General features: G+C 50.4%; 20 protein-coding genes. 10 read left to right on the forward strand and 10 right to left on the reverse strand.

Annotated features, from left to right (window positions below; translation table 11 throughout):
* The first annotated feature begins 20 nt into the window (after positions 1 to 20).
* On the forward strand, positions 21 to 947 hold the full coding sequence (locus tag F3F96_RS09675) for a lipase family protein (protein WP_176963050.1): 927 nt from the start codon (positions 21 to 23) through the stop codon (positions 945 to 947).
* A gap of 44 nt (positions 948 to 991) precedes the next feature.
* Positions 992 to 1,453, forward strand: a complete 462-nt coding sequence (locus tag F3F96_RS09680; protein WP_176963051.1) for an isoprenylcysteine carboxylmethyltransferase family protein — start codon at positions 992 to 994, stop codon at positions 1,451 to 1,453.
* Positions 1,454 to 1,460: 7 nt separating this feature from the next.
* Here the strand turns inward: F3F96_RS09680 and F3F96_RS09685 are convergent, their stop codons facing one another.
* The 5 genes from F3F96_RS09685 to serA all read right to left on the reverse strand — a co-directional run bounded on the left by F3F96_RS09685 (position 1,461) and on the right by serA (position 10,061).
* Positions 1,461 to 2,219: a hypothetical protein gene (locus F3F96_RS09685; protein WP_176963052.1), complete on the reverse strand. Its 759-nt coding sequence runs from the start codon at positions 2,217 to 2,219 to the stop codon at positions 1,461 to 1,463.
* A 268-nt stretch (positions 2,220 to 2,487) separates the two neighbouring features.
* A complete protein-coding gene (locus F3F96_RS09690; RefSeq protein ID WP_176963053.1) occupies positions 2,488 to 5,976 on the reverse strand; it encodes a PAS domain S-box protein in 3,489 nt (1,162 codons plus the stop codon).
* A gap of 183 nt (positions 5,977 to 6,159) precedes the next feature.
* On the reverse strand, positions 6,160 to 7,455 hold the full coding sequence (locus F3F96_RS09695) for an adenylosuccinate synthase (protein WP_176963054.1): 1,296 nt from the start codon (positions 7,453 to 7,455) through the stop codon (positions 6,160 to 6,162).
* Positions 7,456 to 7,518: 63 nt separating this feature from the next.
* Positions 7,519 to 8,475, reverse strand: coding sequence for an ATP phosphoribosyltransferase regulatory subunit (locus tag F3F96_RS09700; RefSeq protein WP_176963055.1), 957 nt, complete (start codon positions 8,473 to 8,475; stop codon positions 7,519 to 7,521).
* Complete coding sequence (serA, locus tag F3F96_RS09705; RefSeq protein ID WP_176963056.1) at positions 8,472 to 10,061, reverse strand: phosphoglycerate dehydrogenase; 1,590 nt, start codon at positions 10,059 to 10,061, stop codon at positions 8,472 to 8,474. The genes F3F96_RS09700 and serA overlap by 4 nt, the downstream gene beginning before the upstream one ends.
* 258 nt (positions 10,062 to 10,319) lie before the next feature.
* Here serA and rnd point away from each other — a divergent pair, with 258 nt between their 5' ends.
* The 3 genes from rnd (at position 10,320) to F3F96_RS12725 (ending at position 13,853) form a co-directional block, all read left to right on the forward strand.
* Positions 10,320 to 11,522 carry a ribonuclease D gene (gene rnd, locus F3F96_RS09710; protein ID WP_176963057.1) on the forward strand — a complete coding sequence of 401 codons (1,203 nt, stop codon included), beginning with the start codon at positions 10,320 to 10,322 and terminating at the stop codon, positions 11,520 to 11,522.
* Complete coding sequence (locus F3F96_RS09715; protein WP_176963058.1) at positions 11,519 to 12,148, forward strand: hypothetical protein; 630 nt, start codon at positions 11,519 to 11,521, stop codon at positions 12,146 to 12,148. Before rnd ends, F3F96_RS09715 begins: the two co-directional genes overlap by 4 nt.
* 235 nt (positions 12,149 to 12,383) lie before the next feature.
* Positions 12,384 to 13,853, forward strand: a complete 1,470-nt coding sequence (locus tag F3F96_RS12725) for a GGDEF domain-containing protein (RefSeq protein ID WP_176963059.1) — start codon at positions 12,384 to 12,386, stop codon at positions 13,851 to 13,853.
* Positions 13,854 to 13,869: 16 nt separating this feature from the next.
* On the opposite strand, the gene F3F96_RS09725 is transcribed toward F3F96_RS12725, so the two are convergent.
* Positions 13,870 to 14,682: a symmetrical bis(5'-nucleosyl)-tetraphosphatase gene (locus F3F96_RS09725; RefSeq protein WP_176963060.1), complete on the reverse strand. Its 813-nt coding sequence runs from the start codon at positions 14,680 to 14,682 to the stop codon at positions 13,870 to 13,872.
* Between the two features lie 10 nt (positions 14,683 to 14,692).
* Complete coding sequence (locus F3F96_RS09730; protein WP_176963061.1) at positions 14,693 to 15,592, reverse strand: recombination-associated protein RdgC; 900 nt, start codon at positions 15,590 to 15,592, stop codon at positions 14,693 to 14,695.
* 487 nt (positions 15,593 to 16,079) lie between these two features.
* On the opposite strand from F3F96_RS09730, the gene F3F96_RS09735 reads away from it, so the two are divergent.
* Entirely contained in the window at positions 16,080 to 17,198 is a 1,119-nt protein-coding gene (locus F3F96_RS09735) for a YbdK family carboxylate-amine ligase (RefSeq protein ID WP_176963062.1), read from the forward strand.
* On the forward strand, positions 17,198 to 18,379 hold the full coding sequence (locus tag F3F96_RS09740) for a M20 family metallopeptidase (protein ID WP_241697772.1): 1,182 nt from the start codon (positions 17,198 to 17,200) through the stop codon (positions 18,377 to 18,379). Before F3F96_RS09735 ends, F3F96_RS09740 begins: the two co-directional genes overlap by 1 nt.
* 5 nt (positions 18,380 to 18,384) lie before the next feature.
* Here the strand turns inward: F3F96_RS09740 and F3F96_RS09745 are convergent, their stop codons facing one another.
* From F3F96_RS09745 to F3F96_RS09755, 3 genes are all read right to left on the reverse strand, one after another.
* Positions 18,385 to 18,903 (reverse strand): GNAT family N-acetyltransferase, encoded by a 519-nt coding sequence (locus F3F96_RS09745; RefSeq protein ID WP_176963064.1) that lies wholly within the window; start codon positions 18,901 to 18,903, stop codon positions 18,385 to 18,387.
* A gap of 21 nt (positions 18,904 to 18,924) precedes the next feature.
* Positions 18,925 to 20,124 (reverse strand): tryptophan synthase subunit beta, encoded by a 1,200-nt coding sequence (trpB, locus tag F3F96_RS09750; RefSeq protein ID WP_206675313.1) that lies wholly within the window; start codon positions 20,122 to 20,124, stop codon positions 18,925 to 18,927.
* A gap of 90 nt (positions 20,125 to 20,214) precedes the next feature.
* Complete coding sequence (locus F3F96_RS09755) at positions 20,215 to 20,652, reverse strand: nucleoside deaminase (RefSeq protein ID WP_176963065.1); 438 nt, start codon at positions 20,650 to 20,652, stop codon at positions 20,215 to 20,217.
* A 168-nt stretch (positions 20,653 to 20,820) separates the two neighbouring features.
* Between F3F96_RS09755 and F3F96_RS09760 the strand changes: the two genes are divergently transcribed.
* The 3 genes from F3F96_RS09760 (at position 20,821) to F3F96_RS09770 (ending at position 24,151) form a co-directional block, all read left to right on the forward strand.
* The gene (locus tag F3F96_RS09760; protein WP_176963066.1) at positions 20,821 to 22,062 is read left to right on the forward strand and encodes a DEAD/DEAH box helicase; all 1,242 of its coding nucleotides are present in this window, start codon (positions 20,821 to 20,823) and stop codon (positions 22,060 to 22,062) included.
* Positions 22,063 to 22,167: 105 nt separating this feature from the next.
* Positions 22,168 to 22,533, forward strand: a complete 366-nt coding sequence (locus F3F96_RS09765) for a response regulator (RefSeq protein WP_176963067.1) — start codon at positions 22,168 to 22,170, stop codon at positions 22,531 to 22,533.
* On the forward strand, positions 22,526 to 24,151 hold the full coding sequence (locus tag F3F96_RS09770) for an adenylate/guanylate cyclase domain-containing protein (protein ID WP_206675314.1): 1,626 nt from the start codon (positions 22,526 to 22,528) through the stop codon (positions 24,149 to 24,151). Before F3F96_RS09765 ends, F3F96_RS09770 begins: the two co-directional genes overlap by 8 nt.
* The last annotated feature ends 265 nt before the right edge of the window (positions 24,152 to 24,416 follow it).

Consider the following 24,416-nt stretch of genomic DNA (forward strand, 5'->3'; position numbering starts at 1 on the left):
CTTGCATGGGAGAGAAAGCGATGAACGCTCTTGTACCAAAACCACTTCCAACAGACCGCTCCTTTGACGGACTGTTTGCAGCCAACACAACCTATGACTATTTCAGGGACTGCGATAGCCACCCCTTCCGCTATACCTCAAACAGTTATCAATCGGTCAATGGCTGGTGGCTGGCCGAAGCATCTCTGCTGGTTTATGTGCGTGACCGGAGTTTCGTAGCAGAAAAACTGAAAAGTGCCGGGCTTCCTCATTGTCACTTCTTTGAAAACAGGGGTACCCAGAGTTTTGTAGCGCATAATGAGAACTTTGCCATCATCTGCTTTCGCGGCACGGAAGTGAGTGAAATTGAGGATATTGTTACCGATCTGGATCTCCCCTTATCAGCGCATGATGGCAGAGGCTTGGTACATCGTGGATTCAAAAAAGCACTGGATCTGGTCTGGAATATGACTGATTGCGATAGCCATAATATGCTCAACCATCTCAACACAATATGTTCCGAAAACTCCGGATTAACGCTCTGGTTCACCGGCCATAGCCTGGGCGCAGCCCTGGCCACACTGGCTGCAGAACGATCTCCCAAGGCAGATGGTCTCTATACCTTCGGCTCACCTCGGGTAGGAGACCATGATTTTGCCGATAACTACACAACGGCCACCTATCGCTTTGTGAACAACAACGATATTGTAACCATGGTACCGCCCGCCATTAGCTACCGGCATATTGGCCAGTTAAAATATATCGATGATGCAGGCCTTATTCACGATAATCCGAACTGCTGGTTACAGATGAAAAACCGCATTACCGGCCATGTCGGTCACCTCGGCGACCTCTTCAACAGCTGGAGCCATGGTGACCTGGATGCCATCCCCAGCGACTACCTTAATGATCACGCGCCGATCTATTATGTGGTGCGCATCTGGAACAGCTACATCAAAGATCGATGATCTCCTGCTACAGGTTTTATCGCATTTAGTTCATGATCGGGGCCATGCAAAGGCTTCACCTTAAAATTCCGCCACCGATTGTGGCACTGCTGTGCGGATTGATGATCTGGGGTTTAAGCATTGTATTGCCCCTGCACCACGTTGATGCAGAGATCAGAAACAGTATCGCCTACATACTGCTTGGCATGGCTGGAGTCATCGATGTTTGGGCGTTGATCAGCTTCAGACTGGCTAAAACCACGATTGACCCCCGTTATCCGCATAAAACATCAACCATCGTCTCAACGGGCATCTACAGATATACAAGGAACCCGATGTATCTCGGTTTAGCCTTTATTCTCTCAGCACTGAGTATCTGGCTTGGTGCCAGATTAGGGCTGTTTGTAGTTGCAGCATTTATCCTCTACATCAATAAATTTCAGATCGAACAGGAAGAGAAGGCGCTGGAGAAGCAGTTCGGCGACAGTTATCTGACCTATAAGGCTCGCGTCCGCCGCTGGATATAACCCCTTTTCAATTTGCAGGAGCTCTCTCCGCCATGGCCAACCTGCTGCTGCTTGCAACCAGAAGCAGCGACCAGAAACTCTCTACCCCATCAAGACCAGGTCCTTTGTAGGCCACGAGGTTACTCTCAAGTGATTGCTGTCCGGAAATAAGGAGGCGGACGGGTGAAATAATTGCTGACATCCATGAATCAAGGCTCACTGTGTATTCCACACAATCTATCGACCCTTCCCCTGCCACAACTGAACGCAACTCGCCTCTTCTGGCCTTCAGCTCGTATACCTTGCCATCGTTATAGTTAATAGCTGAAAATTTGATGTTTGGATCACCCCCTGTAGTGAGTCTGGAGGCCAGCAACTGAGGCAGTGCGCCCAGATCATAGAGGTTGGTGTGCCAAATATTGAGCTCTACTGTTTTTCCTCCCTCAAACCGGCGATAGAGCGTCGGGGTATCAATCAGTGTGCTGTATCTAATTTCAATACGTTGACCATTGCGGTGATTTTCTCGCGAGGTATAGAGAGGCCTCAGATCAGAACGGCGAATCAGATGGTCAGCGTTCATGCCCTGCCCCTGCCAACTGACGCGCCAGGCAGGAACGCCCTGAAAAGTATCCTGCTCCACACGATAACTGAACGCTGTTTTGCTTAGCCCCTGCTTCTGGTAGATAAATTCTCCGGTCACCACTGATGCATGGGCTTCCAACATCAAACCTGAAATCAACTGCACTGCAGCGGATATCGCAATAAGGGTCAGAAAGAGAGATCGCATAGGCTTGCTCCTTAGCTAGCGTAGCTACTTAACAGATCAGGAGCATAGATCTCGCCAAACAACACCTGCTCTATTTAGAGTCTCACAGAACAGCCATAACTAACTGACAATATTACATATTCAAATATCACACAGCCAATTGAGACGAACATCAGCGAGGGAAACTCTTTCCCCTTCCGGCAACATCTACCCTGTAATATAATGCAACAATATTTACACTCTTTTTTTCTGCCAACAGCCGTGCAGATCATCATGGACGCCATGGTGATTATGAATTCAGTTTATCCCTGAGCGCCTGACTTAATTCCGAAATGGCCAGTGGTTTAGCAAGCACTTTTTCAGCTTGAAATTCATCGCTTTCACCCATCGCACTGACCTTGTTGTAACCTGTAGCAAATATCGCTTTCACATCCGGATTAATCCGACGCATCTCTTTCAGCGCCTCCATGCCGCCCATTCTTGGCATCACCACATCGAGCAGTAAGAGATCAATATGATCCTGATGCTCGCTGTAAACCGAGATAGCCTCCAGACCATCTGTAGCAGTCAGCACATGGTAATTGAGCCCCTCCAGAAGCTCTTTTCCCACCTCCAGCACGATCTGGTTATCATCGACAAGCAGAATCGTTTCACCCTTACCATCAACCACTTCATCCGAATCCACGCATATATCCAGATCAGCTTTGAGATCGACAAGCGGCAGGTAAACCTTCAATACCGTTCCAATGCCGTCCTCTCCCGGCAGTGCAAATATCCAGCCGCCATGTGTCTTCACCGCACCATAGGACATTGAAAGCCCGAGCCCTGTGCCTTTACCCGCCTCTTTGGTGGTATAAAATGGCTCGAAAATATGCTCGCGATGCTCATCGCTAATACCGCAACCGTTATCCATCACCGTGATACATGCATACTCGCCATTTTTCACCTGACCGGGTTTTGCTTTGCTTTTGTTACGAACAAGTTCATGGCTCAAAATCAGACTGATCTGCGGATTTTCAACGCCCTCAAGCGCATCACGGGCATTGTTCATCAAATTCATCAACATCTGCTGCAGTTGATTAATATCACCCCTGATTTTCAATCCGCTCTCTTCAACCAGCTGTTTAATTTCAATATTTTCAGGAATAGCGACACGATGCAGTTTGATGATCTCTTTCAGGAAGGGTGCAATCGAAAGTGTACCCATATTCACCACCCCTTTTCGGGAGAAAGCGAGCAGCTGCTGGATGGTTCCTGCAGCAGAAAAAGCGAGTTTCTCGGCACTTTTAACATTGCCTATCACATCAAGCTCGGAGGATTTCTTTCTAGCCAGATAGAGATTACTGGTGATGCCAGCCAGGGCATTATTGAAGTCATGGGCAATGCCACCCACCAGCGTGCCAATCGCCTCCATCTTCTGGGCCTGCTGAAACTGGACCTCCAGATCTTCGTACTCTTTAAGGTTCTGCTGTACACCTACATAGTGAGTCACATTATCTTCTTCATCTCTAATCGGCGAAATAGTCAGCAGCGCTGGATAAAGAGTCTCATCCTTTCTCTGATCGATGATCCTGCCCTGCCATACCTCGCCTTTAGTAAGTGTGCCCCACATTGACTCATAAAACTCATCACTCTGTTTACCGCTATTTAACACACGTGGGTTTTTGCCGAGGATATCCGCTTCATCGTAACCTGTAATACGGCTGTAGGCTGAGTTGATGTACTCGATGGTGCCATTGGCATCGGTGATCACCACCCCTTCACCTGCCTGTTCAATGGCCTGCGATAGTTTATTCAGCTTCTCTACCGCCAGCCTGCTCTCGGTAATATCTTCACCCGATGATAACAGGCCGGTGATATTGCCATGCCGGTCAGTGAGCAGGGCATTATGAAATGCAAGAATTCGCTGCTCTCCTGATTTGGTGATCACAGAGTTCTCGTAGTATTTCATCAGTTCATGGCCACCAGAGATAATCTGATCAAACACACTCCTGACCTCTTCAACAGACTCTTTCGGCAGGCAGACCTCAAACCAGCTCTGATGCAGCAGTTCACTCTCTTCATAACCGAGAATATCCAAACCTTCGCGATTAATCAGCGTAACGCGCCCCTGAGGATCAAGTACAACCATCATTACACCGGCAACATCGAGATATTTCTGCGCCAGATTCCGCTCCTTCAGGATAAGTTCTTCAGCCTCGCGCCGCTCGGTAATATCTCGTGCGACAGCGTAAACCGTTCCATCCAATCCGGGCGCAGAGACCCACTCCAGCCAACGATAACCACCATTCTTACAACGATATCGGTTGGAAAATTGAAAAACCTTCTTACCTTGAACGAGAGTAGCTGCGACCTCGTGCGTATTTTTCTGGTCTTCAGGGTGTACAAACTCGAAATACGGCCTGGAGAGCAGCTCATCATCCGAGTACCCCAGAACATTGCTCCATGTATTATTAATTTTTTTGAAATAACCATCCGGCGTTGCCACACAGACCATATCGGGTACCAGATCAAAAAATGTCTCCAACTCATCCTTGGACTGCCTGACCTGTGCATCAAGGCTTTTACGTTCTGAAATATCCTCAACTGCAGAGATAAAGTAGTCCGGCTCTCCATTGGCTTTGGATAATAGTGACACCGTCAGATTCACCCAAATGATGGTGCCATCTTTGCGAAAGTAGCGTTTCTCCATGCTGTATTGATTGATCTCACCAGCAAGCATCTGCTCAACAAAATGCATATCAGTATTGAGATCATCTGGGTGGGTGATATCCTGAAAAGTCAGCTTTAAAAGCTCCTCTTCACTGTAACCTACGATGTCACAAAGTGCCTGATTCACCCGCAGCCATGAACCATCAGGAGCCACATGCGCCAGCCCCATCGCAGCCTCGGCAAAGGTGGCGGCAAAGCGGGTTTCACTCTCAAGCAGCTCTTTGGTTTTGATTGCAACCTTGCGACGTAACATCAGGTTCCAGATAAATCCGATCAGAACAATCAGCACAAGAATGATAACAGCAGTTAAAATCAGTTTGATAAGCTCTGCATTTTTATCTTCACGTGGATCGACATGGCCAAACCACTTGTCATAGATTTGATCATATTCACCACTGGCTTTGACCAGTACCAGACCACGATCAAGATGTTCTAAAAGTTCTCTGTCACCTTCATGCACAGCAAAGGAGTAACCTTTACCATATGCCTCAAGCGGCTCTCCAAAAGGTTCAATGTTATCTATGCCCAGCTCATTAAGCAGTAGAAGTCCTGAGAGTTTGGGGGCAATAACAAAATCGTGTTTGCCTGATGCGAGCAGCTGAAATGACTCACCTACGGTTTTGGTTAGTATGATTTTATCGGTGATCGCGCTGAATTTGACATACTCATGCGTTGAATCTGCACGCATAACAATTACTTCTTTGCCGCGCAAATCCTCCAGTGAGTGAAACCTCTTCTCACCCTTGCGAATAAATACAACCGCATGACTAACAATATGGGGTGTGGAAAAATCAAAATATTTTTCACGTTCAGTGGAGTAAGCGACCAGTGGCAGCGCATCGATCTCACCACGCTCGAGTTTGGCTTTCATTTCGGCCCATGGACCGACTTCGAACTTCAGTTTAATACCGACCTGTTTGGCTGCAGCCTTGATCAGATCAACAGAGAAACCGTCAGCATTGCCCTCTTCATCAACATCGGCATAGGGTGGATAATCCAGCTCACTGCCAACAAGAACCTCCTGTTGATCTTCATGAGCCTGGGCAGCAAACGGATTGAAAGACACTAGAAAACTTAGTGCGATAAGGACTGTCGAAAACAGCCTGAAAAATGCAAATCCTTTGCATCGAGAAGAGATCATTTCAATAACAGACTCCGCACCTGTGAACAGGATAAAAAGATGAAGCAATAATTGTGCCGCTTTCGACAGCGGCACAATATTTAACGGGTTATAGGGGGATTCTTATATTCAGAGATGAATAATGTGATTGCGATCAGGGCCGGTGGAGAGCATTGTCACCGGGCAATCACATACCGCTTCAATGCGCTTGAGCAGTGCCACGGCATTGGCTGGCAGCTGATCCATTGAGGTGGCACCAAAGGTGTTGTCAGACCAACCCGGCAGTGTCTCATAAACGGGGATTACTGCATCCAACTGAGAGCAGCAGGCCGGAATAGATTCCAGCACTTCACCATCCAGCTCATAACCGGTGCACAGTTTCACCTCGTCTAGTCCATCGAGCACATCCAGCTTGGTAATAGCCAGACCTGTGACGCCATTGATGCGCACAGCATGTTGTACCACAGGGCCATCAAACCAGCCGGTACGGCGTGGGCGACCAGTGGTGGCACCAAACTCATGGCCTTTTTCAGCCATATGTTTGCCTGCATTCTTCGCATCACACATGCCTTCGGCATTATACAGCTCAGTCGGAAACGGACCTGCGCCAACGCGGGTGGTATATGCTTTGCAGATACCCAGCACCGCATCCACCTGGCCCGGACCAACACCGAGCCCTGCAAGTGCAGCACCGGCAACAGTATTGGATGAGGTGACAAACGGATAAGTACCGTGGTCGACATCAAGCATCGACCCCTGCGCACCCTCATAAAGAACCTGATCTCCGGCTTTAATACGTTTCTGTAGAATCAGCGGCACATCAGCAGCAAGTGGCAGCAGACGTGCTTTGGCCAGCGCAATCGCTTCATCAACATCGGCACGATTGATCGGCTCAGCCTTCAGATATTGGGTGAGCATGAAATTCACATACTCAATATTGGCATCAATACGTGCATCCAGGTCGGCTGAGGTCAGATCAACCAAGCGAATGCCGCGACGAGCTGTTTTATCTTCATAACAAGGGCCGATACCTTTGCCTGTTGTACCGATTTTACCTTTTCCTTTGGCAGCTTCGCGTGCCGCATCCAGATCACGATGGTATGGCAGAATCAATTGGCAGCGATCAGATATTTTCAATCGATCTGCAACAGGAATACCGGCATCAAGCAACATATCCATCTCTTCCACCAGTCGGAACGGATCAACCACGGTGCCGTTGCCGATCAAGCAGAGCGTATCATCATGCAGGATGCCGGACGGGATATGATTCAATACAGTCTTCTTATCACCAAGTACCAGCGTGTGACCGGCATTCGGTCCACCCTGAAAACGGGCTACGACATCCATCTTCGGGGCCATCAGATCTACGATCTTGCCCTTTCCTTCATCGCCCCACTGGATTCCAATTGCAACTGTATTTGTCATGTTATCCCTCTTATCTCAAACGCCATCTTACGATGCTTCCCACCCACACAGGCAGGTTTACAATTAAACTGTATCGAGCAGTGCCCACAGGTCGCAAGAGAAACCAGTAGCTGGCATATCACGACCATGTGCTTTCATCATCGCATCATAACGGCCGCCGTAGAGCAGCGCCTGCGATACCCCTTCGGCAAATCCGGCAAACAGGATGCCACTGTGGTAGAGGAAACGAGGCATCACTGCCGCATCGGCATAGACACTCACATCACCTTCAACCCGATCACCCACTTCATGCACCAGATCAAGCAGTTCATTGGCAGCGATATCAAAATCAGCGCCAAACTTGCCAACACTATCGGCAATCCACTGCTCATCGCCTTTGCCTTTGGCCAGCGCCAGCAGTGCATCAGCTCTATCTTCAGAGATCGATTCAACAGCAATAACTTCACGCAGATCATCAGGTGAACGGCGAGCCAGCAGTGCTGTCCAGGTCTCCAGCGGAGCATCACAACCGGCCACAAGCGCTTTCAGCAAGCCGATATGGCCTACCTGCAGCACAGATTTAACAAATCCGGCAGCCATCATGCAGCGGGCAGCCAAATGCATCACTTCGATATCACCTGCTGCACCGGCTATTCCCAGACACTCAACACCGGTCTGCCACTGCTGACGGGAACCACCACGCACATCCGGGCGAGCCAGCATAACGGTACCTGAGTAGCTCAGTTTCAACACCGCTTCAGCCTGCAGTCGCGTTGCAGCAATACGGGCGATCTGTGGTGTCATATCAGAGCGAATGGCCAGTGTGCCTGCTCCAGCCGGATCGGAGAAAACAACAGTCTGATCAGCCAGAAAACGACCTGCACCCGATTTCAGGGCATCCGGCCGCTCAAGCATAGGAGGAATCACCTCTTCATAACCGGCATCTTCGAATAGATCGAGCATCTTGCCCTGCATGCTGCGCAGCGCTTTTGCACGTGAGCCGAATGCATCATCCAGTCCTATGATGGGTTTATGTTTCACATCGCCCCCAATTCAGCATAACGAACGGCCTGTACATGGTTCAACTCAGCCATCTTATCAAGGATCTCCTGTCCCGGTGTCGAATCCACCTGAATCAGTGCAACGGCACCACCTGTATCTTCGCGACGGCCAAGGCGGAAATCACCGATATTGATACCGGCATCGGCCAGCACTGCGCCGATTGCGGCAATTACACCCGGCTTATCCTCATTCTGGAAGAAGATCATGTTACCTTCAGGGGCAATCTCAACTTCACAGGTGTCGACACTTACCAGACGTGGGCGAGATTCATCAAAGAGTGTTCCTGAGACCGAACGCACACCTTCATCGCCCTCCACCTCAAGTTTGATCAGGGTGGCGAAGTGATCGGATGAATCACAAGCTGACTCCATCAGCTCGATACCACGATCTTTGGCCAGCATGCCGGCATTCACCGCATTGACCTCTTCCATAGATCCGGAGAGCAGTCCCTGCAGCATCACGTTGATCAACGGCTTACGATTGATCGTGGAGGCTTTGCCTTCAAAACAGACATTCACTTTTGTATAACCCGGTTTCATGGTCTGACCGATAAAGCTTCCCATACGCTCGGCAAGCAGAAGATAGGGTGAGAGCAGACGCTGCTCCTCCTGCGTCAGTGAAGGTACATTGACCGCATTAGAGACCACGCCGGAGAGCAGGTAGTCAGCCATCTGCTCGGCCACCTGCACAGCCACATTCTCCTGCGCCTCATTGGTAGAGGCACCGATATGCGGGGTAAAGCTGATATTATCCAACTCAAACAGGCGGTTTTCACGGGCCGGCTCACTGGCATAAACATCCAGAGCTGCAGCACGCAGATGGCCCGATTTGCAAGCATCATAGAGTGCAGTCTCATCAACAATGCCGCCACGGGCACAGTTGACGATAATCGAACCCTTTTTCATACGAGCGATAATATCTGCATCAATCAGATTGCGCGTTGCCGGCAGCAGCGGCACATGAATGGTCAGGATGTCGACGATTTCAGCCAGCTCAGCCACCGTCTCAACCTTGGTCACACCCATCGCAGAGGCGCGTTCATCCGAGATAAACGGATCGTAAACATACACAGCCATGTGCAGCCCTTTCAGGCGGTCACATACGATAGCACCAATATTACCGGCACCGATCACACCAGCTTTTTTACCGGTCAGTTCCATGCCCATAAAACGGGATTTTTCCCACTTTCCGCTTCTTGTCGATTCAGAGGCCTGCGGAATCATGCGCGCGGCTGCCACAATATGGGCAACGGCCAGCTCGGCAGTGGTAATGGTGTTACCAAAAGGTGTATTCATCACCACGATGCCACGCCGTGAACAGCCCTCAACATCAACATTATCGACACCGATTCCGGCACGACCGATCACTTTTACCCGTTTGGCTGCATCAAGAAGTTCGCCTTTGAGTGTGGTCGATGAACGCACGGCGATAGCATCATAATCGCCTGCAATGGCCAGCTTATCGTCATCAGAGAGACCCGGCTTGTAGTCAACTTCGATACCGCGCGCCTTAAATACTTCAATCGCACGGGCAGACATTTTGTCAGCAATCCAGACCTTGGGCACTGTTAAACTCCTATGCAGAAAAGCAACATGCTGTTTCCTGCCTCATCTTTTGCACGTCTGGGGGTCGAATGGGTGGGAGGCCCGTTTCAGGGCTATCAAGTCGAATGTGAACCGGAGTGCGTGGGCACTCTATAGCGGAAGGCAAAAGGGTCAACTTTCAAAGAGGAAGTCCCTATTTAAGGAAGGTAATCGCCCTGAACTTATTTCTGACCTCTCCTTGAGACTGTTCTTATATAAAATCGAGGCTAGGCTAACGCCATGTCCGAATCCAAATTTCAATTCATCAACACACCATCCCAACTTGAACAGGCCTGCATAGAGATCAGCCAATGCAAAGTGCTCTGCGTCGATACCGAATTCCATCGTGAATCGACCTACTATTCCGAGTTCGCGCTGCTGCAGATTTATGGTAACAGCCAGTGCTGGATCATTGATCCTATCGAACTGACCGACCTTACCCCTATCTGGGAGATCATGGCCAATCCTGAAATTCTCAAGGTGTTCCATGCCGGACGACAGGATGTGGAGATTGTGGTGAAAGAGTCAGGCTCCATGCCACTTCCCCTTTTCGACTCTCAGGTTGCCGCCGCCCTGCTCGGATACGGGCAGCAGGTAGGTTTCGGCAACCTTGTTCAGCGCATCACCAAACAGGAGCTGGCCAAGGGCGAGTCTTTCAGTGACTGGAAGGCGCGCCCACTAAGAGAGAAGCAGCTCGAATATGCTGCTGATGATGTAATCTGGCTGATGCCGATCTATCAGCATCTGAAAGAGCGTCTGGAAGCACTCGGCCGCCTCAGCTGGCTGGATGAGGAGCAGGCCACGCTCTGTGACCCCGCCACCTACGAGATGGATGAAGCCAATGTGTTCTGGCGCGTTAAAGGATCCAATCGCCTCAAAGGCAGGCAGCTGGCAGTCCTGAGAAGCCTCGCAGCATGGCGCGAGCAGCAGGCACAACGCAACAACATTCCACGCCGTCGTATGATTGGCGATGAGCAGCTGATTGAAATAGCGCGGCGAGATAAACTGACGCTGGAGGCGATGGGCAGAATGCGCGGGGTAAACCCCGGTTTTGTGAAGCGCCATGGTGATACCATTCTTGAGGTGTGGCAGGCTGGTGTTGATGCTCCCCAGGAGAGCTGGCCGAAACTTCCTGCCCGCCGCCACAACAGCCGGGGCACCGATCTGCGCCTTGAGATGCTCGACACACTGGTACGCCTGAAAGCTGAAGAGGGTGAGATCGCCTCAACTATTCTGGCCAGCAAATCCGACCTCTCTGAACTGGCATCGTGGGGTTATCGCTGTAAAGGTGAAGCACCGGAAGTGGCCTGTCTGCACGGCTGGCGTTATGAACTGGTCGGGCACGATCTGCTTCGCCTGTTGCGTGGTGAGATATGCCTGCATCTGAATCCTGATACCGGCATGCCGGTGATCACTGAATTCTCGGCTGATCAGACATCATGAAACTCTGTTTCTCCATTGATGCCCTCTCCGCATCCGGTGCTCAGGCCTGGCGTCTGCAGAGTGATGAGAGCTGGCGCGAATGCATCTATAGCGAACCACTGAAAGATGGCGACATGCGCATCACTGATAAAAAAACAGCCGAGCATTGGAGTGGCCGTCGTCTGGAGAAAGACAAGGATCTGGTTCTGGTCCCCAAGAAAAAAGCCGGCACCTTTGATTTCCTGATGCGCGGCACCTTTGCCCATGCCGTACTGCACCGAGACTCCTCCGCCCCGATTCCTGACAAGGCCCAGATGCTGGCGTGCATTGCCGCCCTTAATCCCGGCACACCATGGCTGCTCTACCTTACTGTCGCCGGTCACTTCACCGCGCTGGATTCGAGCAACACCCCGATGATCTCCAATCTCGATATTGCCGTACGTGGCGAGATCGCCTCAAGTGGTGACTACATCGGCCCACGCGCCTGCAGAAACGAGAAGATGATGAGTGAGCTCTACCTCCAGTTTCTGGCTGGCTGGCTGGATCACCTCAACTCATCCAACATGAATGTGTTCGTTCCTGATGCTGAAAAACTGAAAAATGAAGAGGATTATGCAGATGCCATTCGTAACTGGAAGCCAACATAACCAGCAGCCAATAGCATGGCATCTCCTCCGGCATATTTACACCTACTACCCTGAAGCTTCACCCATCAGCTTAATATTCCAGCTAAAAGCGAACTCCGCCAAAATAATTTACGCTGGTATTTTATCTCCGTTATTTGTAATCTTGATTCGTTCTGATGTCATGGGGAGCTATTTTTCAATGCTCCCTCCTCTTGCATGACTCATATTAAAGGAGTGGAAAACATGGAGGTATTCCGTGACTCAGCTTAGAAGTGCAGATGAGGTTCAGAAGTTAGCTGAAAGGCTGGCAAGCGTGTCTCATAACGCAAAAAAAACCGATATTCTCATCTTCGGTGCCGGTATTGGCGGCATTGCCATGCTGGAGGTACTGCACTCCTATAAAGGCGTCAATATTACTGCCATTGTTGATGTCTCTGAAGAAGCTCCCGGCTTTGAACTGGCCAGAGAGCTTGGCATTAAAACCTCTACAGATACTGATGCCACACTGGACTCATTCAGAGAGGGCATCGTGATTGATGTTACCGGTGACCATAAACTGTACGAAAAGCTTGATGTCTTCAGCGAGCCTCTGGAGATCGAACTGATCTCAGCCAAATCTGCCAAGCTGCTCTTTGAACTGGCCAACCATCAGATTCATGATGAACATACCATCCAGATTCAGAATACCCGCCTCTCGCTGCTCGATAGCATGCTGGAGGTCACCCTGCTGCTGGAGAATGATCCACACCTTCACACCATCACAACCAAATCATTTGAAGGACTGCACGGGCACATTCAAGCCGCCAAAGGTGTGGCGGTGATGTTTGGCAATGAGGATGGCGCTCTGGAATTTATTGGTGCCATTGGCGATAAAAAACCGGCATGCGGCGATCCATCATGTGATTTTTCGGCATGCAACAATATCCGCAAAGCCTGCAGCACCTTAAACAAAGATGAACGTTACAAAAAAATTGATTCCCCTGTTCGGCTGAACTGCTCTGAACTGGACGCCGAATACAATGTCATTATCCCGGTCTGGCAGGATGCAAAGCTGGCAGGTGCCCTGCTGTTTGATATTCAGGGTGAATTGAGCAAAGAGCAGAAAACCTCATTGGAGATGGCTTCCACTCATCTTAATATGACCTTCAAAACACTCAATCACCTGCAGAAGCTTGAAGAGATGGCCATCTTTGATGCGCTGACCGGTGTATTCAACCGCCGTAAATTCGATATGCAGCTCAGTCATGAGGTCAATCGCACCAAGCGTACTCGTCACGGCACCCTCTCCTGTGGTTTTATCGATCTGGATGATTTCAAACATATCAATGACACCTATGGCCACGGCGTTGGTGATGAGGTGCTCAAACATATCGCTCAGTGCATCGAGAGCAGCATCCGTGATTACGATATCTGCGCCCGTTATGGCGGCGATGAGTTTGTGATTCTCGTGCCTACCGATGATGCCATTGAAGGTGAAGGGCTTGAAGTGATCGGCATGCGCATACTGGAGAAGGTCTCCAAATTACATCTGGTCAACCATCCTGAAGTCAAAGCCAGTGTATCGATTGGCATCTGCACACAATCGGGTGAAACGGTGGATGCAGAGAAGTTGATGAAACAGGCTGATGATGCCCTCTATCAGGCCAAGAAAGGTGGCAAAGGCTGCCTGCGCATTATGGCCGATGAGCAGTTTCACTATAAAAAACAGAAACGTGATAAAGATTAAACAGGATTATACCTTCTCAACCAACCTGAGCCACAATCTCCATTCTGCCACCCTTTCTCAATCTGGCTAAGGTAAGCTTTTCACCCCAGACACAGCCGGTATCAAGGCCCAGCACATGTGGCTGATTTTTTACCAATCCTTTCGCCGCCCAGTGGCCATAGACCACACTGCAATCGCCAGCCCAGGCCAGACCAGCATGACTATACCACGGCTTGTCTTTCTTATTACTGCTCTCTCCTGTTCGTACATCCCAGTTGAAATACCCGTCACGACTACAGTAACGGGTACGGGTCAACACTGCGGCTGCAAACAGCAGCCGTGTCGGATCATGCTTGGCAGGCTCTTTGATCGGGAACTTCACATGGTGCAGCTGCCGACTGAACTCACGCCAACCGGGACCCTGTAGTTCAAGCTCGATAGCTGCCGCACGTTTCTTCGCTTTTTTCAGTGTCCAGTCCGGATGCAGACCGGCATGTACCATGCACCAACCGAGTTTTTTATTGTGATGCAAAAGAGGCTGACTGCGCAGCCAGTCGATCAATTCACCACAATCAGGGGCTTCAATAACCTGTTTTAGCGTATCACGGCGATAGGGCTCACCACCGGCAGCAAGCTCAAGCAGATGCAGATCATGATTGCCCAATACACAGATAGCCGCATCACCAAGACTTTTCAGGTAACGCAGTGTCTCAAGAGAATCAGGTCCTCGATTGACCATATCGCCCGCGCACCAGAGTCTGTCCTTAGCAGGATCAAAACCCACCATTTTCAGTAACTTCCTAAGCTGCTTATAACATCCCTGTATGTCGCCTACCGCGTACGTTGCCATTGCAAAAACTCTACTCTTTTGTGTTGAGTGCAGCCAACAAAACCGGAATAAATTCGCTAAGTTCCGAAGTCATAATCGTGAAATCTGCATCAAAGCGACTGGCCTCATCATCGCCACCATCGGCATCATCAAGCACGGCTGAATCAAAACGCATACGGCGTACAGAGAGATCCTCATAGAGCATAAAGCTCAAGCGCTCCTGCCAGTTCAGTGCCAGACGACGCACCCGATAGCCCGATGCGACATGGGCACGCACCTCATCACGGGCAATATCCACCTTGTTGCAGCGGATCACACCGGCTGTCTCTGTTGCCGCCTGCATCTCACAGGCATCCTCCAGCGTAAATCCGTGCGGCAGACTCTCATCATTGAGCAGCCAGCGGGTCATCGCGCCCTCTGGTGATTCGCCGGTGGAGGGCAGCACAACATTAAGGGTACCCAGTGTTTTTCTCAGTGTCTCAATCAGCTCCTCACTCTTCTTGGCACTGGCTGCATTAACGATCAACCAACCCGATTCAGGCAGAATGCAGGCAAAGGTCTGAGATGAGCGCACCATCGCTTTGGGCATCAGCTGCTGCAGTACAAGATCCTTAAGATCACGGCGCTCTTTACGGCCAACGGGGCGCCCGGCTTCTGCCTCAATCGCCAGTGCCTGCTCCTCCACCTGTTCACGTACCAGCGAAGCAGGTAACACCTTATCCTCACGACGCAGACAGAGCATCAGATTAGCTCCACTCTGAAACACCAGTGTCTCACTGCCCTGCCCCAGCGGCGAGGTCCAGCCCTGAGTGTCCATCTCCATATGACCACAGCGACGCGCCTTACGCGTCAACAGCGCCTCATGCAGCTGCTCTGCACTCATCTTGAATGGCGCTTCGAATTGGTAAAAGTGTATATTTTTAAACCACATAAATGGATTATCCCTGATGGTCGGAGTGATGTTCAGAAACTCCGCTATTTGCAAACCAGCCGCAATGTACCAAAGGCCCCAAACATCACAACATATCTCTCAGGAGAGAGTGATTTATGGACTGCGTGAAAACGCTGAATGAATCAAAGCCCACTTTAAACGCAACTATTCATGTTTAGCCACAGATATAAACAGACAGGAGTAATGGCCGTAACCTTAAGAATTTACACTATATCTGTGTCCACACGGTGAATTGCGGCAAGGTGAATGCCGTTTGCGTCAGAGAAGGCACCCTGCGAAAGAGATGAGCCCTAGAGCATCCGTGCTTATCTGTGTCTATCTGTGTCTATCTGTGTCTATCTGTGTCTATCTGTGTCTATCTGTGTTCATCTGTGTTCATCTGTGTCTAACTGTATTTTCAATGATTGCAGTGAACAATTACCTTTAAACTTTCATCGCATGCCGTTTATGGACTATACTAGCATTCATGGGCAATCCCGCTTCAGAGATTCCGTTTAACAACTCCCGCTTCGGCACGCTGGGGGTGGAGATGGAGTGGATGTGCGTAGACGGTGACACCGGCCTGCAGATTCCGGCTGCACCACAGGTCTTCTCTGTTGTCGGTGATACCCCCCGCATCAAACCCGAACTTTTCACCTCGATTGTTGAAACCAATACCGATATCCAGTTTAGCACTGCTGATGCCATGAGCCAACTGGCCGATCTCTATGCCGAGGTTGAGGCTATACTGGAGAATCATAACGCCGCCCTGCTCTCCTCCGGCACACACCCGATCTCCCACTGGCGGGAACAGGTGGTCAGCGATGATCCGCGTTATTATAAATTGCTCAAACGACTGCAGTGGGTAGCTCGCCGCTTTAATATCTGCGGCATTCATGTGCATGTCGGTATGCCCGATGGTGATGCCTGCATCAAAGCGATGAATCATCTGCTACCGATTATGCCGGTGTTTCTCGCTATCTCGGCCAACTCCCCCTTCTGGCACGGTGAAGCAACCGGTTTGGCGGCCAGCCGCATCAAAATTTTCGAGGGTTTGAGTCAGGGTGGTATGCCCTTCTATTTCAGTGACTGGAAAGACTTTGAACACTGTACAGAACGCCTGACTGCCACTGGCAGCATCAAATCGGTGCGTGATATCTGGTGGGAGATGCGCCCGCATCCCGACTTTGGCACCCTTGAGGTACGTATCGGGGATATGCCTGCCCGTTTTGCTGACTCAGCCGCCTATGTTGCCTATGTGCGTGCAGAAGCGATGGCTGCTGCTCAGGATTTTGTTAGACCCAAGGTTCACCCCTCACTGATTCGCGAAAACCGCTGGCGCGCCTGCCGTTACGGCATGCGTGCCACCATCATCGACCCATTTACTGAAGAGCTGGTACCGATGCTGGATTGGCTGGAGAGACGCCTTGATCAACTCGCTGATCAGGGCATCGCGGCAAGTGAACTTGATCTGGTGAAGAGTCAGATCGGCCACTGGCGCAATAATGGCGGCGGTGCTGAATCACAGCGTGAACTGTTCAATACAACGGATGATTTTTCCGCCATGATACGTGCCATGCGGGAGCTGGACGGCTGGAGTAGATGATGCATGTAGATAATCAACAACTGGCTGCTGAGGTGAGCAGTGTGATGGCTGAAGTGATACGCACCCGCCGCTATCTTCACGAACACCCTGAACTCTCGGGAAGTGAAGAGAAGACAGCCGCTCTGATTGCTGAAAAGTGCCGGAATATGGGACTGGAGGTATCTGAAAAGATTGGTGGTTTCGGGCTATTAGCCACACTGATCATTGATCCGCTTAAACCGTGGCTCGCCTTCCGTGCGGATATGGACGGCCTGCCCATTCAGGATAGAAAACAGCTGCCCTACGCCTCACGTATTGAGGGTGTCTCCCACACCTGCGGTCACGATGTTCACAGTGCCGTCCTGCTTGGTGCGGCACAGGTGATCAGTAATCTAAAAGCAGACCTGAACTATAATATCGCTTTTATCTTCCAGCCTGCCGAGGAGACCTGCGAAGGTGCAGCAGCGATGTTGCGAGAGCACCTGTTTGAGCATTTCACACCGGAACAGATCTATGCCATGCATGTATTCCCCTACCTACCAGCAGGATCCATCGGCCTGAGAGAGGGTCCTATGTGTGCGGCGGCGGATATGTTCGATGTCGAGATTGTCGGCCGTGGTGGCCATGCCGCACGCCCGCATGAGTGCATTGATGTCATCCTGATTGCCAGCCATGTCATCCAGTCACTACACCATATTGTCAGTCGCAAAGTTAATCCGCTGCACCCGGCCGTGCTCACCATCGGTCAGATTAACAGTGGTTATGCAGGCAATGTGATCCCGGACAAGGTTCACTTCTCAGGCACTATTCGCAGTCTGCATCCGGAAGCACATGAAGAGATTCGCGCCATGATGGATCGCATCATCCGCCAGACTTCAGAGGCCTGGGGAGCTACTGCCCAGTTTACGCTCAAACAGGCCACACCTGTATTGACCAATGACCTGAAGTTAATTGCTCAAGCCCGTGAAATTATTCGAAATTCTTCGCCGGAGATTGAGATTATCGAACTACCGGAAGCCTCTATGGGTGGCGAGGATTTTGCAGAGTTTATGCGTGATATTCCCGGTTGCCTGTTCAGGCTAGGCACCGGCGGTGGGCCGGAAACCCGCTACCCGCTGCACCACCCCAACTTCGATATTGATGAATCCTCCATGGCTTCAGGCATCGCCACCTTCGCAGCGCTTGCTCTAAATCAGGGATAAACAACTCAGCTCAGCTTCTTAACCATTAGAACCACGGGATTAGCAGTGATGCCGATGAAATAGGGCTCACTGCTTAGTTGTTTGAATCCATCTCGCTCATACATACGGATGGCACCACTATTCTTCTCCCAGACACGCAACCATAAACCCGAGTAGCCCGAATTCACGGCATGCTGTTTTACCGCTTGTAATAGATGACTGCCAATACCCCTGCCGTAAAAACCGGGCCTGACATAGAGCCGAATCAGCTCAATCAGCTTCTCATCCGCAAATTGTGCAGGCCTCTGGGTCTCTGCCAGCTTGGCGTAACCGACAACACCCTCATCAGATTCAGCCACAAAATAGCTGGCAGCTTTAGAGCTGATCTCCTGCTTTAACCTCTCGGGGTCAAAGCATTCGGCCAGATAGCTCTCCATATCACTGACCAGCACGATTTCGCCATAGGCTTTGGCAAAGGTGATCGCCCCTAACTCAGCAATAGCCTCAACATCATCGGAAACTGCAAGTCGAACCGTATAAACCATACCGCCTGATTCCTCATACCTTCAAAGTGAGAGATAGTTAGCCACAAAATCGGCATCTTTATCACCACGACCGGAGAGATTGACCAGAATGGTCTCATCAGCCGACATCTCTTTGGCTATCTTCATCGCATACGCCACCGCATGCGCACTCTCCAATGCCGGGATAATACCCTCCAGTCTGGAGAGCTGCATAAAGGCATCCAGACACTCCTTATCATCAATCGATTCATAACTGACGCGTTTGATATCTTTGAGGTGACAGTGCTGCGGACCGACACCGGGGTAATCAAGGCCTGAAGCGATGGAGTAGACCGGTAGCGGATTACCCTCCTCATCCTGCAGATTATAACATTCAAAGCCGTGCAAGGCCCCTTTACTGCCCAATGTCAGTGTGGCGGCATGATCAGCAGTATCCAGTCCACGTCCAGCTGGCTCCACACCGATCATCTTCACAGATTCATCTTCCAGAAAGGCGGTAAACAGCCCCATGGCATTGGAGCCACCTCCCACACAGGCGATCAGTGTGCCCGGCAATTCCCCCTCTTTGGCGAGAAACTGCGCTCTGGCCTCTCTGCCGACAATACTCTGGAAATCGCGCACTATCTTGGGGAACGGATGCGGGCCAACAACGGAACCGATGGCATAAAAGAAGTTGACCGGATCCTTGATATACTCCTCAAAAGCACTATCCACTGCATCTTTGAGTGTACGTGTGCCACGACTTACCGGCACCAGCTTGCAGCCGAGAATCTTCATCTTGGTGACATTGGGATGCTCTTTCTCAATATCGATCTCACCCATATGGATTTCACAGTCGATGCCCACCAGTGCACAGGCGGTGGCCAGTGCCACGCCATGCTGCCCGGCCCCGGTCTCTGCCAGCACCTTGGTTTTACCCATATATTTGGCCAGCAGCGCTTCACCGATACAGTGGTTGATTTTATGCGCACCTGTGTGATTGAGATCTTCACGTTTAAGAAAGATGCGTGCCCCACCGACGCTGTCACTCAGCCGTTTGGCAAAATAGACCGGGCTGGGGCGACCAACATAATCGGCATTAAGCTGCTGCAGCTCCTGCTGAAACGATTCACTTTGGGATACCTCATCGTAGGCATCATTGATCTGATTCATAATCTCAATCAGTGGCGGAGGAATAATCTGGCCGCCATACTCGCCAAAATATCCGCTGCTATCAGGCATCTGCATACTATCTAACTTCATCACTATCCCCCCACTGTTTCAGTTTTTATTTCATCACAACATTAGCAAGAGCAGCACATCTATTTTGGCAGCCGCTCTCCATCCAGCCTGTTACTCACCAATATCTTCGTTCCACAGCTCAGGCGAATTCTCGATAAACTGCTGCATCAGCTCAACACAACGCTGGTCATCTACGATGGTTAATTGCACGCCACGAGAGCGCAGATACTCCTCAGGGCCGGTAAATGTGCGGTTCTCACCCACTACGACCTTGTTAATTCCATAGAGAAGAACTGCACCACTGCACATATCACACGGTGAGAGTGTCGAGTAGAGCGTGGCACGCCGATAATCGGCTGCTTTGATGCGCCCGGCATTCTCCAGACAGTCGATCTCGGCATGCAGTGTGGCACTGCCCTGCTGTACGCGCCGGTTATGGCCACGCCCGACGATCTCCCCATCAATGACCAGCACCGAACCGATAGGGATACCACCCTCAGCCAGCCCCTTTTCTGCCTCTTCAATTGCCGCCTCTAAAAATCGGTCCATAGCTTCTCCGTTAGCAGCAGAATAGCGGTTTTAAGCAGCTCTTCCTACCTGAAAAACGCAATTCTCTAAAGGTTCAAAGCACAATCGTTCAGCAACCGTTGCTTTGATGCTATAAATCCCTGAACCTTCGGCCAATCTATTCGCATTCACTGCAGTAACCGAGGCAACATGAAGTTTGATCAATATTACATCTCCCAGGATATCAAAAAGAACCTGAAGAAACTCGGCTTCATTCGCCCTACGGATATCCAGTATAAAGCTATCCCCTCGATTCAGAATGGTGAAGATGTGCTGGCCATTGCCCAGACAGGTACTGGCAAAACTGCCGCATTTGCGATTCCCGTAATTGATAAGATTCACCGTGCTAAAACCAGTAAACGCACCCGTGGCATCAGCTGCGTGGTGATGGCGCCTACGCGCGAGCTGACCATGCAGATCGGTCAGGTTTTCGACAAGCTCTCCGCCCACACCAAGGTGAAAACCTTTGCCCTGTTTGGCGGTGTTGAGCAGGAGCGCCAGATCGTCAAACTGCAGGATGGTATTGATATTCTGGTTACTACACCCGGTCGCATGTTCGATCTGATCAATCAGAAGGTGATCAACCTGAATATCGTCAACACGCTAGTGCTGGATGAAGCCGATCACATGCTTGATCTCGGTTTCATTGAAGATATCAAATACGTCAAAAAAATGTTGCCCCGCCACCATCAGACCCTCTTCTTCTCAGCCACCATTAACGATGAGATCAGGAAACTCGCCTACTCACAGGTGAAGAGTGAAGCGATCCGTATTCAGGTCTCCCCGCAAGACAAGGTCTCCAAAAATATTTCGCACGCTGTGATGTTTGTTGATCAGGATGATAAACGCTTTTTCCTTGAGCGTTTTATCAATGAGAACCCTGAGAGTAAAATCATTGTCTTCGTGCGCACCAAAGTGCGCGCTGAGCGCGTTGTGAAGGCCATGGGCCGCGTTGGCATTGATGCGATAAACATCCATGGCGATAAAGATCAAAAAGAGCGTACAGAGGCAATGCGGCAGTTCCGTGATGGAGAGTGTCACATTCTCGTTGCTACCGATGTAAGCGCGCGCGGCATCGATATCGCCGATGTCACGCATGTGATCAACTACGATCTACCTGAAAAGGTGGAGAACTACGTGCATCGCGTGGGTCGTACAGGACGCGGCATGAACAAGGGTATCGCTATCTCCTACTGCAGCAATGAGGAGAAGGAGCTGCTTGAAGAGATTCAAACCTTCCTCAACAAATCGATCGAAACCCTCAACGTGGGCAAAGAGGATTATGCTGCCACTCTTGCCCTCTCACCTGAGGCTGTTGACCTGAAATCACTGGTCAATGAACACGATGCATGGCTGAATAAAAAGAGGCCAAAAAGACGTAAAAAGAAGTAACCCCCATAATCCTGAGCAACGCTAACCTCTGATCGCACTGGAAAAGGTTTAGACTTCAACTTCAGTTCACGTAAGCTGTCCTCATCACGAACAGATGGGATGCCGATGGCAAAGATTTTACTTGTAGAAGATAATGAATTGAACCGCGATATACTTTCAAGGCATCTGCAACGCCGTGGTTTTGAATTTGTGATTGCCGGAGATGGCGACCGGGCTGTGCAGCTTGCAGAGAGTGAACAACCCGATCTTATTTTGATGGACATGAACCTTCCTATTAAAGATGGGTGGAGTGCAGCCCGGGAGATTAAAGCTTCCACAGTAACCAGAGCTATCCCGCTTATTGCACTCACCGCCTACTCCTCGGAAAATGACAGAGAAAAAGCGCTGGCGGCAGGCTGTGACGACTATCAGATGAAACCTTTTCGCGCCAAAGATCTGTTCGACAAAATCGAGAGGCTGTTACATGCCTGATCAGCAACCCGAACGCCTGAAACGGGCCAGCGATAGCGACCTGCTCGATGCCGGGCAGCAGCTACTTGTGCCTACGGTGACCATCAGCAAGCACATCAAAGGGTTGCGATTAAACCCGAACTACAGTCCGTTTGCAGAGGATCTGGATAAAATAGTGGTCGCTACCAAGCAGCTCGCCAATCTGATCAAACAGAGCCTCAGCAAAAGTGCCCCAGGCAGGTCAGCTGCAGAGATTCATAGCATCAATGCCATCATCAAACATGATCTCTCCACCCCGCTGATTGCCGTCACCGCCTATAGCGAAATGATTCAGGAAGATCTTGAAGCTGAAGGTGATACAGAAGCCTGTGAGCTGTTAGAGCATGTACTGGATCTGTCGCAGACCCTGTTAAAACGTATTAAAGAGCTCGATTATCTCGGCGAAATGTCCCTGACAACTCCCGTTGAACCGGTATCCAATAGCCTGAATCCGACAGCTATTGCAGCAGCTGATTCAGTAGAGCGCAACCTGATGAACCTGATGAGTGAAGTGATAGCCGGTATGCGCAACAGCAGTGAACAGCGGCAAGAGGCATCACTGCTGGTGGTTGATGATAAGGAGAGCAATCGCGATTTTCTCTCCAGGCGTCTGATCAAGCAGGGCTTCTCTGTTGATGTTGCTGAAAATGGACAGCAAGCCCTGAATCTGCTGCGCGATCACGATTATGACCTGGTTCTGCTGGATATCATTATGCCCGAACTCGATGGTTATCAGGTGCTGGAGAGGCTGAAACAGGATGAGCGATTAAAGCATACCCCTGTGATGATGATCTCTGCGCTGGATGAGATCGACAGCGTTGTAAAATGTCTGGAGATGGGTGCTGAGGATTATCTGCAGAAGCCGTTCAATCAGATTATTTTAACCACCAAGATCAACGCATCTCTGGAGCGCAGCTGGCTGCGCGCACGCGAGCAGGCCCATAACAGAACCCTGAAACTTGAGCAGGAAAAAACAGAGAAGTTACTGCTCAATATCCTGCCCAAATCTATTGCTGAGCGGTTGAAAAACGGTGAAAGCTCTATTGCCGACCGGTTCGATGATGTCACCGTTCTCTTCGCGGATATCGTCAACTTCTCTGAACTCTCAGCCAATATCTCTCCGGAACAACTGGTGGAGAAGCTCAATGCCATCTTCCTCGCCTTCGATCTGTTAACCGAGTCACACGGACTGGAAAAGATCAAAACCATCGGTGATGCCTATATGCTGGTCGGTGGCATGCCCACCCCCTGCCCTGACCATGTCAACGCGGTCGCCGACATGGCACTGGAGATGCAGCAGGTCATTCATCAGATGAATGCTGAAGATGGTGGCAATTTAAGTATCCGCATCGGCATCCACACCGGCCCCGTGGTTGCAGCGGTGATCGGCAAACACAAATTCAGTTATGATCTGTGGGGTGATGCCGTAATTGTTGCCAGCCGCATGGAGTCCAACAGCCTGCCCGGCCACATTCAGATCTCCGATGCCACCTACCAGCGCATCAAAGAGAACTTCATTTTCGATAAACGCGCCCCGATAGAGGTCAAAGGCCAGGGTTCAATGCAAACCTATTTCCTCAAAGCAAAAAAAGCGCCCTGATTTTCTACCCCTTAAAAGGGCAACAGCCACATATTTCACGTAACGTTTAACCTCTGCGACTCAGCGCCAAATGATACAATGGTAGACCTGCCCCCGATCTCTTTTCATTCGGCACCCCTGCAGGGGATAGTCTATAATACATTTAAGAGACGTCAGTTACATGTTTCAGATGCATTATTATACCCGGTCGTATAGGGAGCATAGCTGCACAGAGGAGGTAATGCATGGAGAATAAAACAGAAGCCATTACCAGCCGGAGCAGATG

Source organism: Mariprofundus sp. NF (assembly GCF_013387455.1).
GTDB lineage: Bacteria > Pseudomonadota > Zetaproteobacteria > Mariprofundales > Mariprofundaceae > Mariprofundus.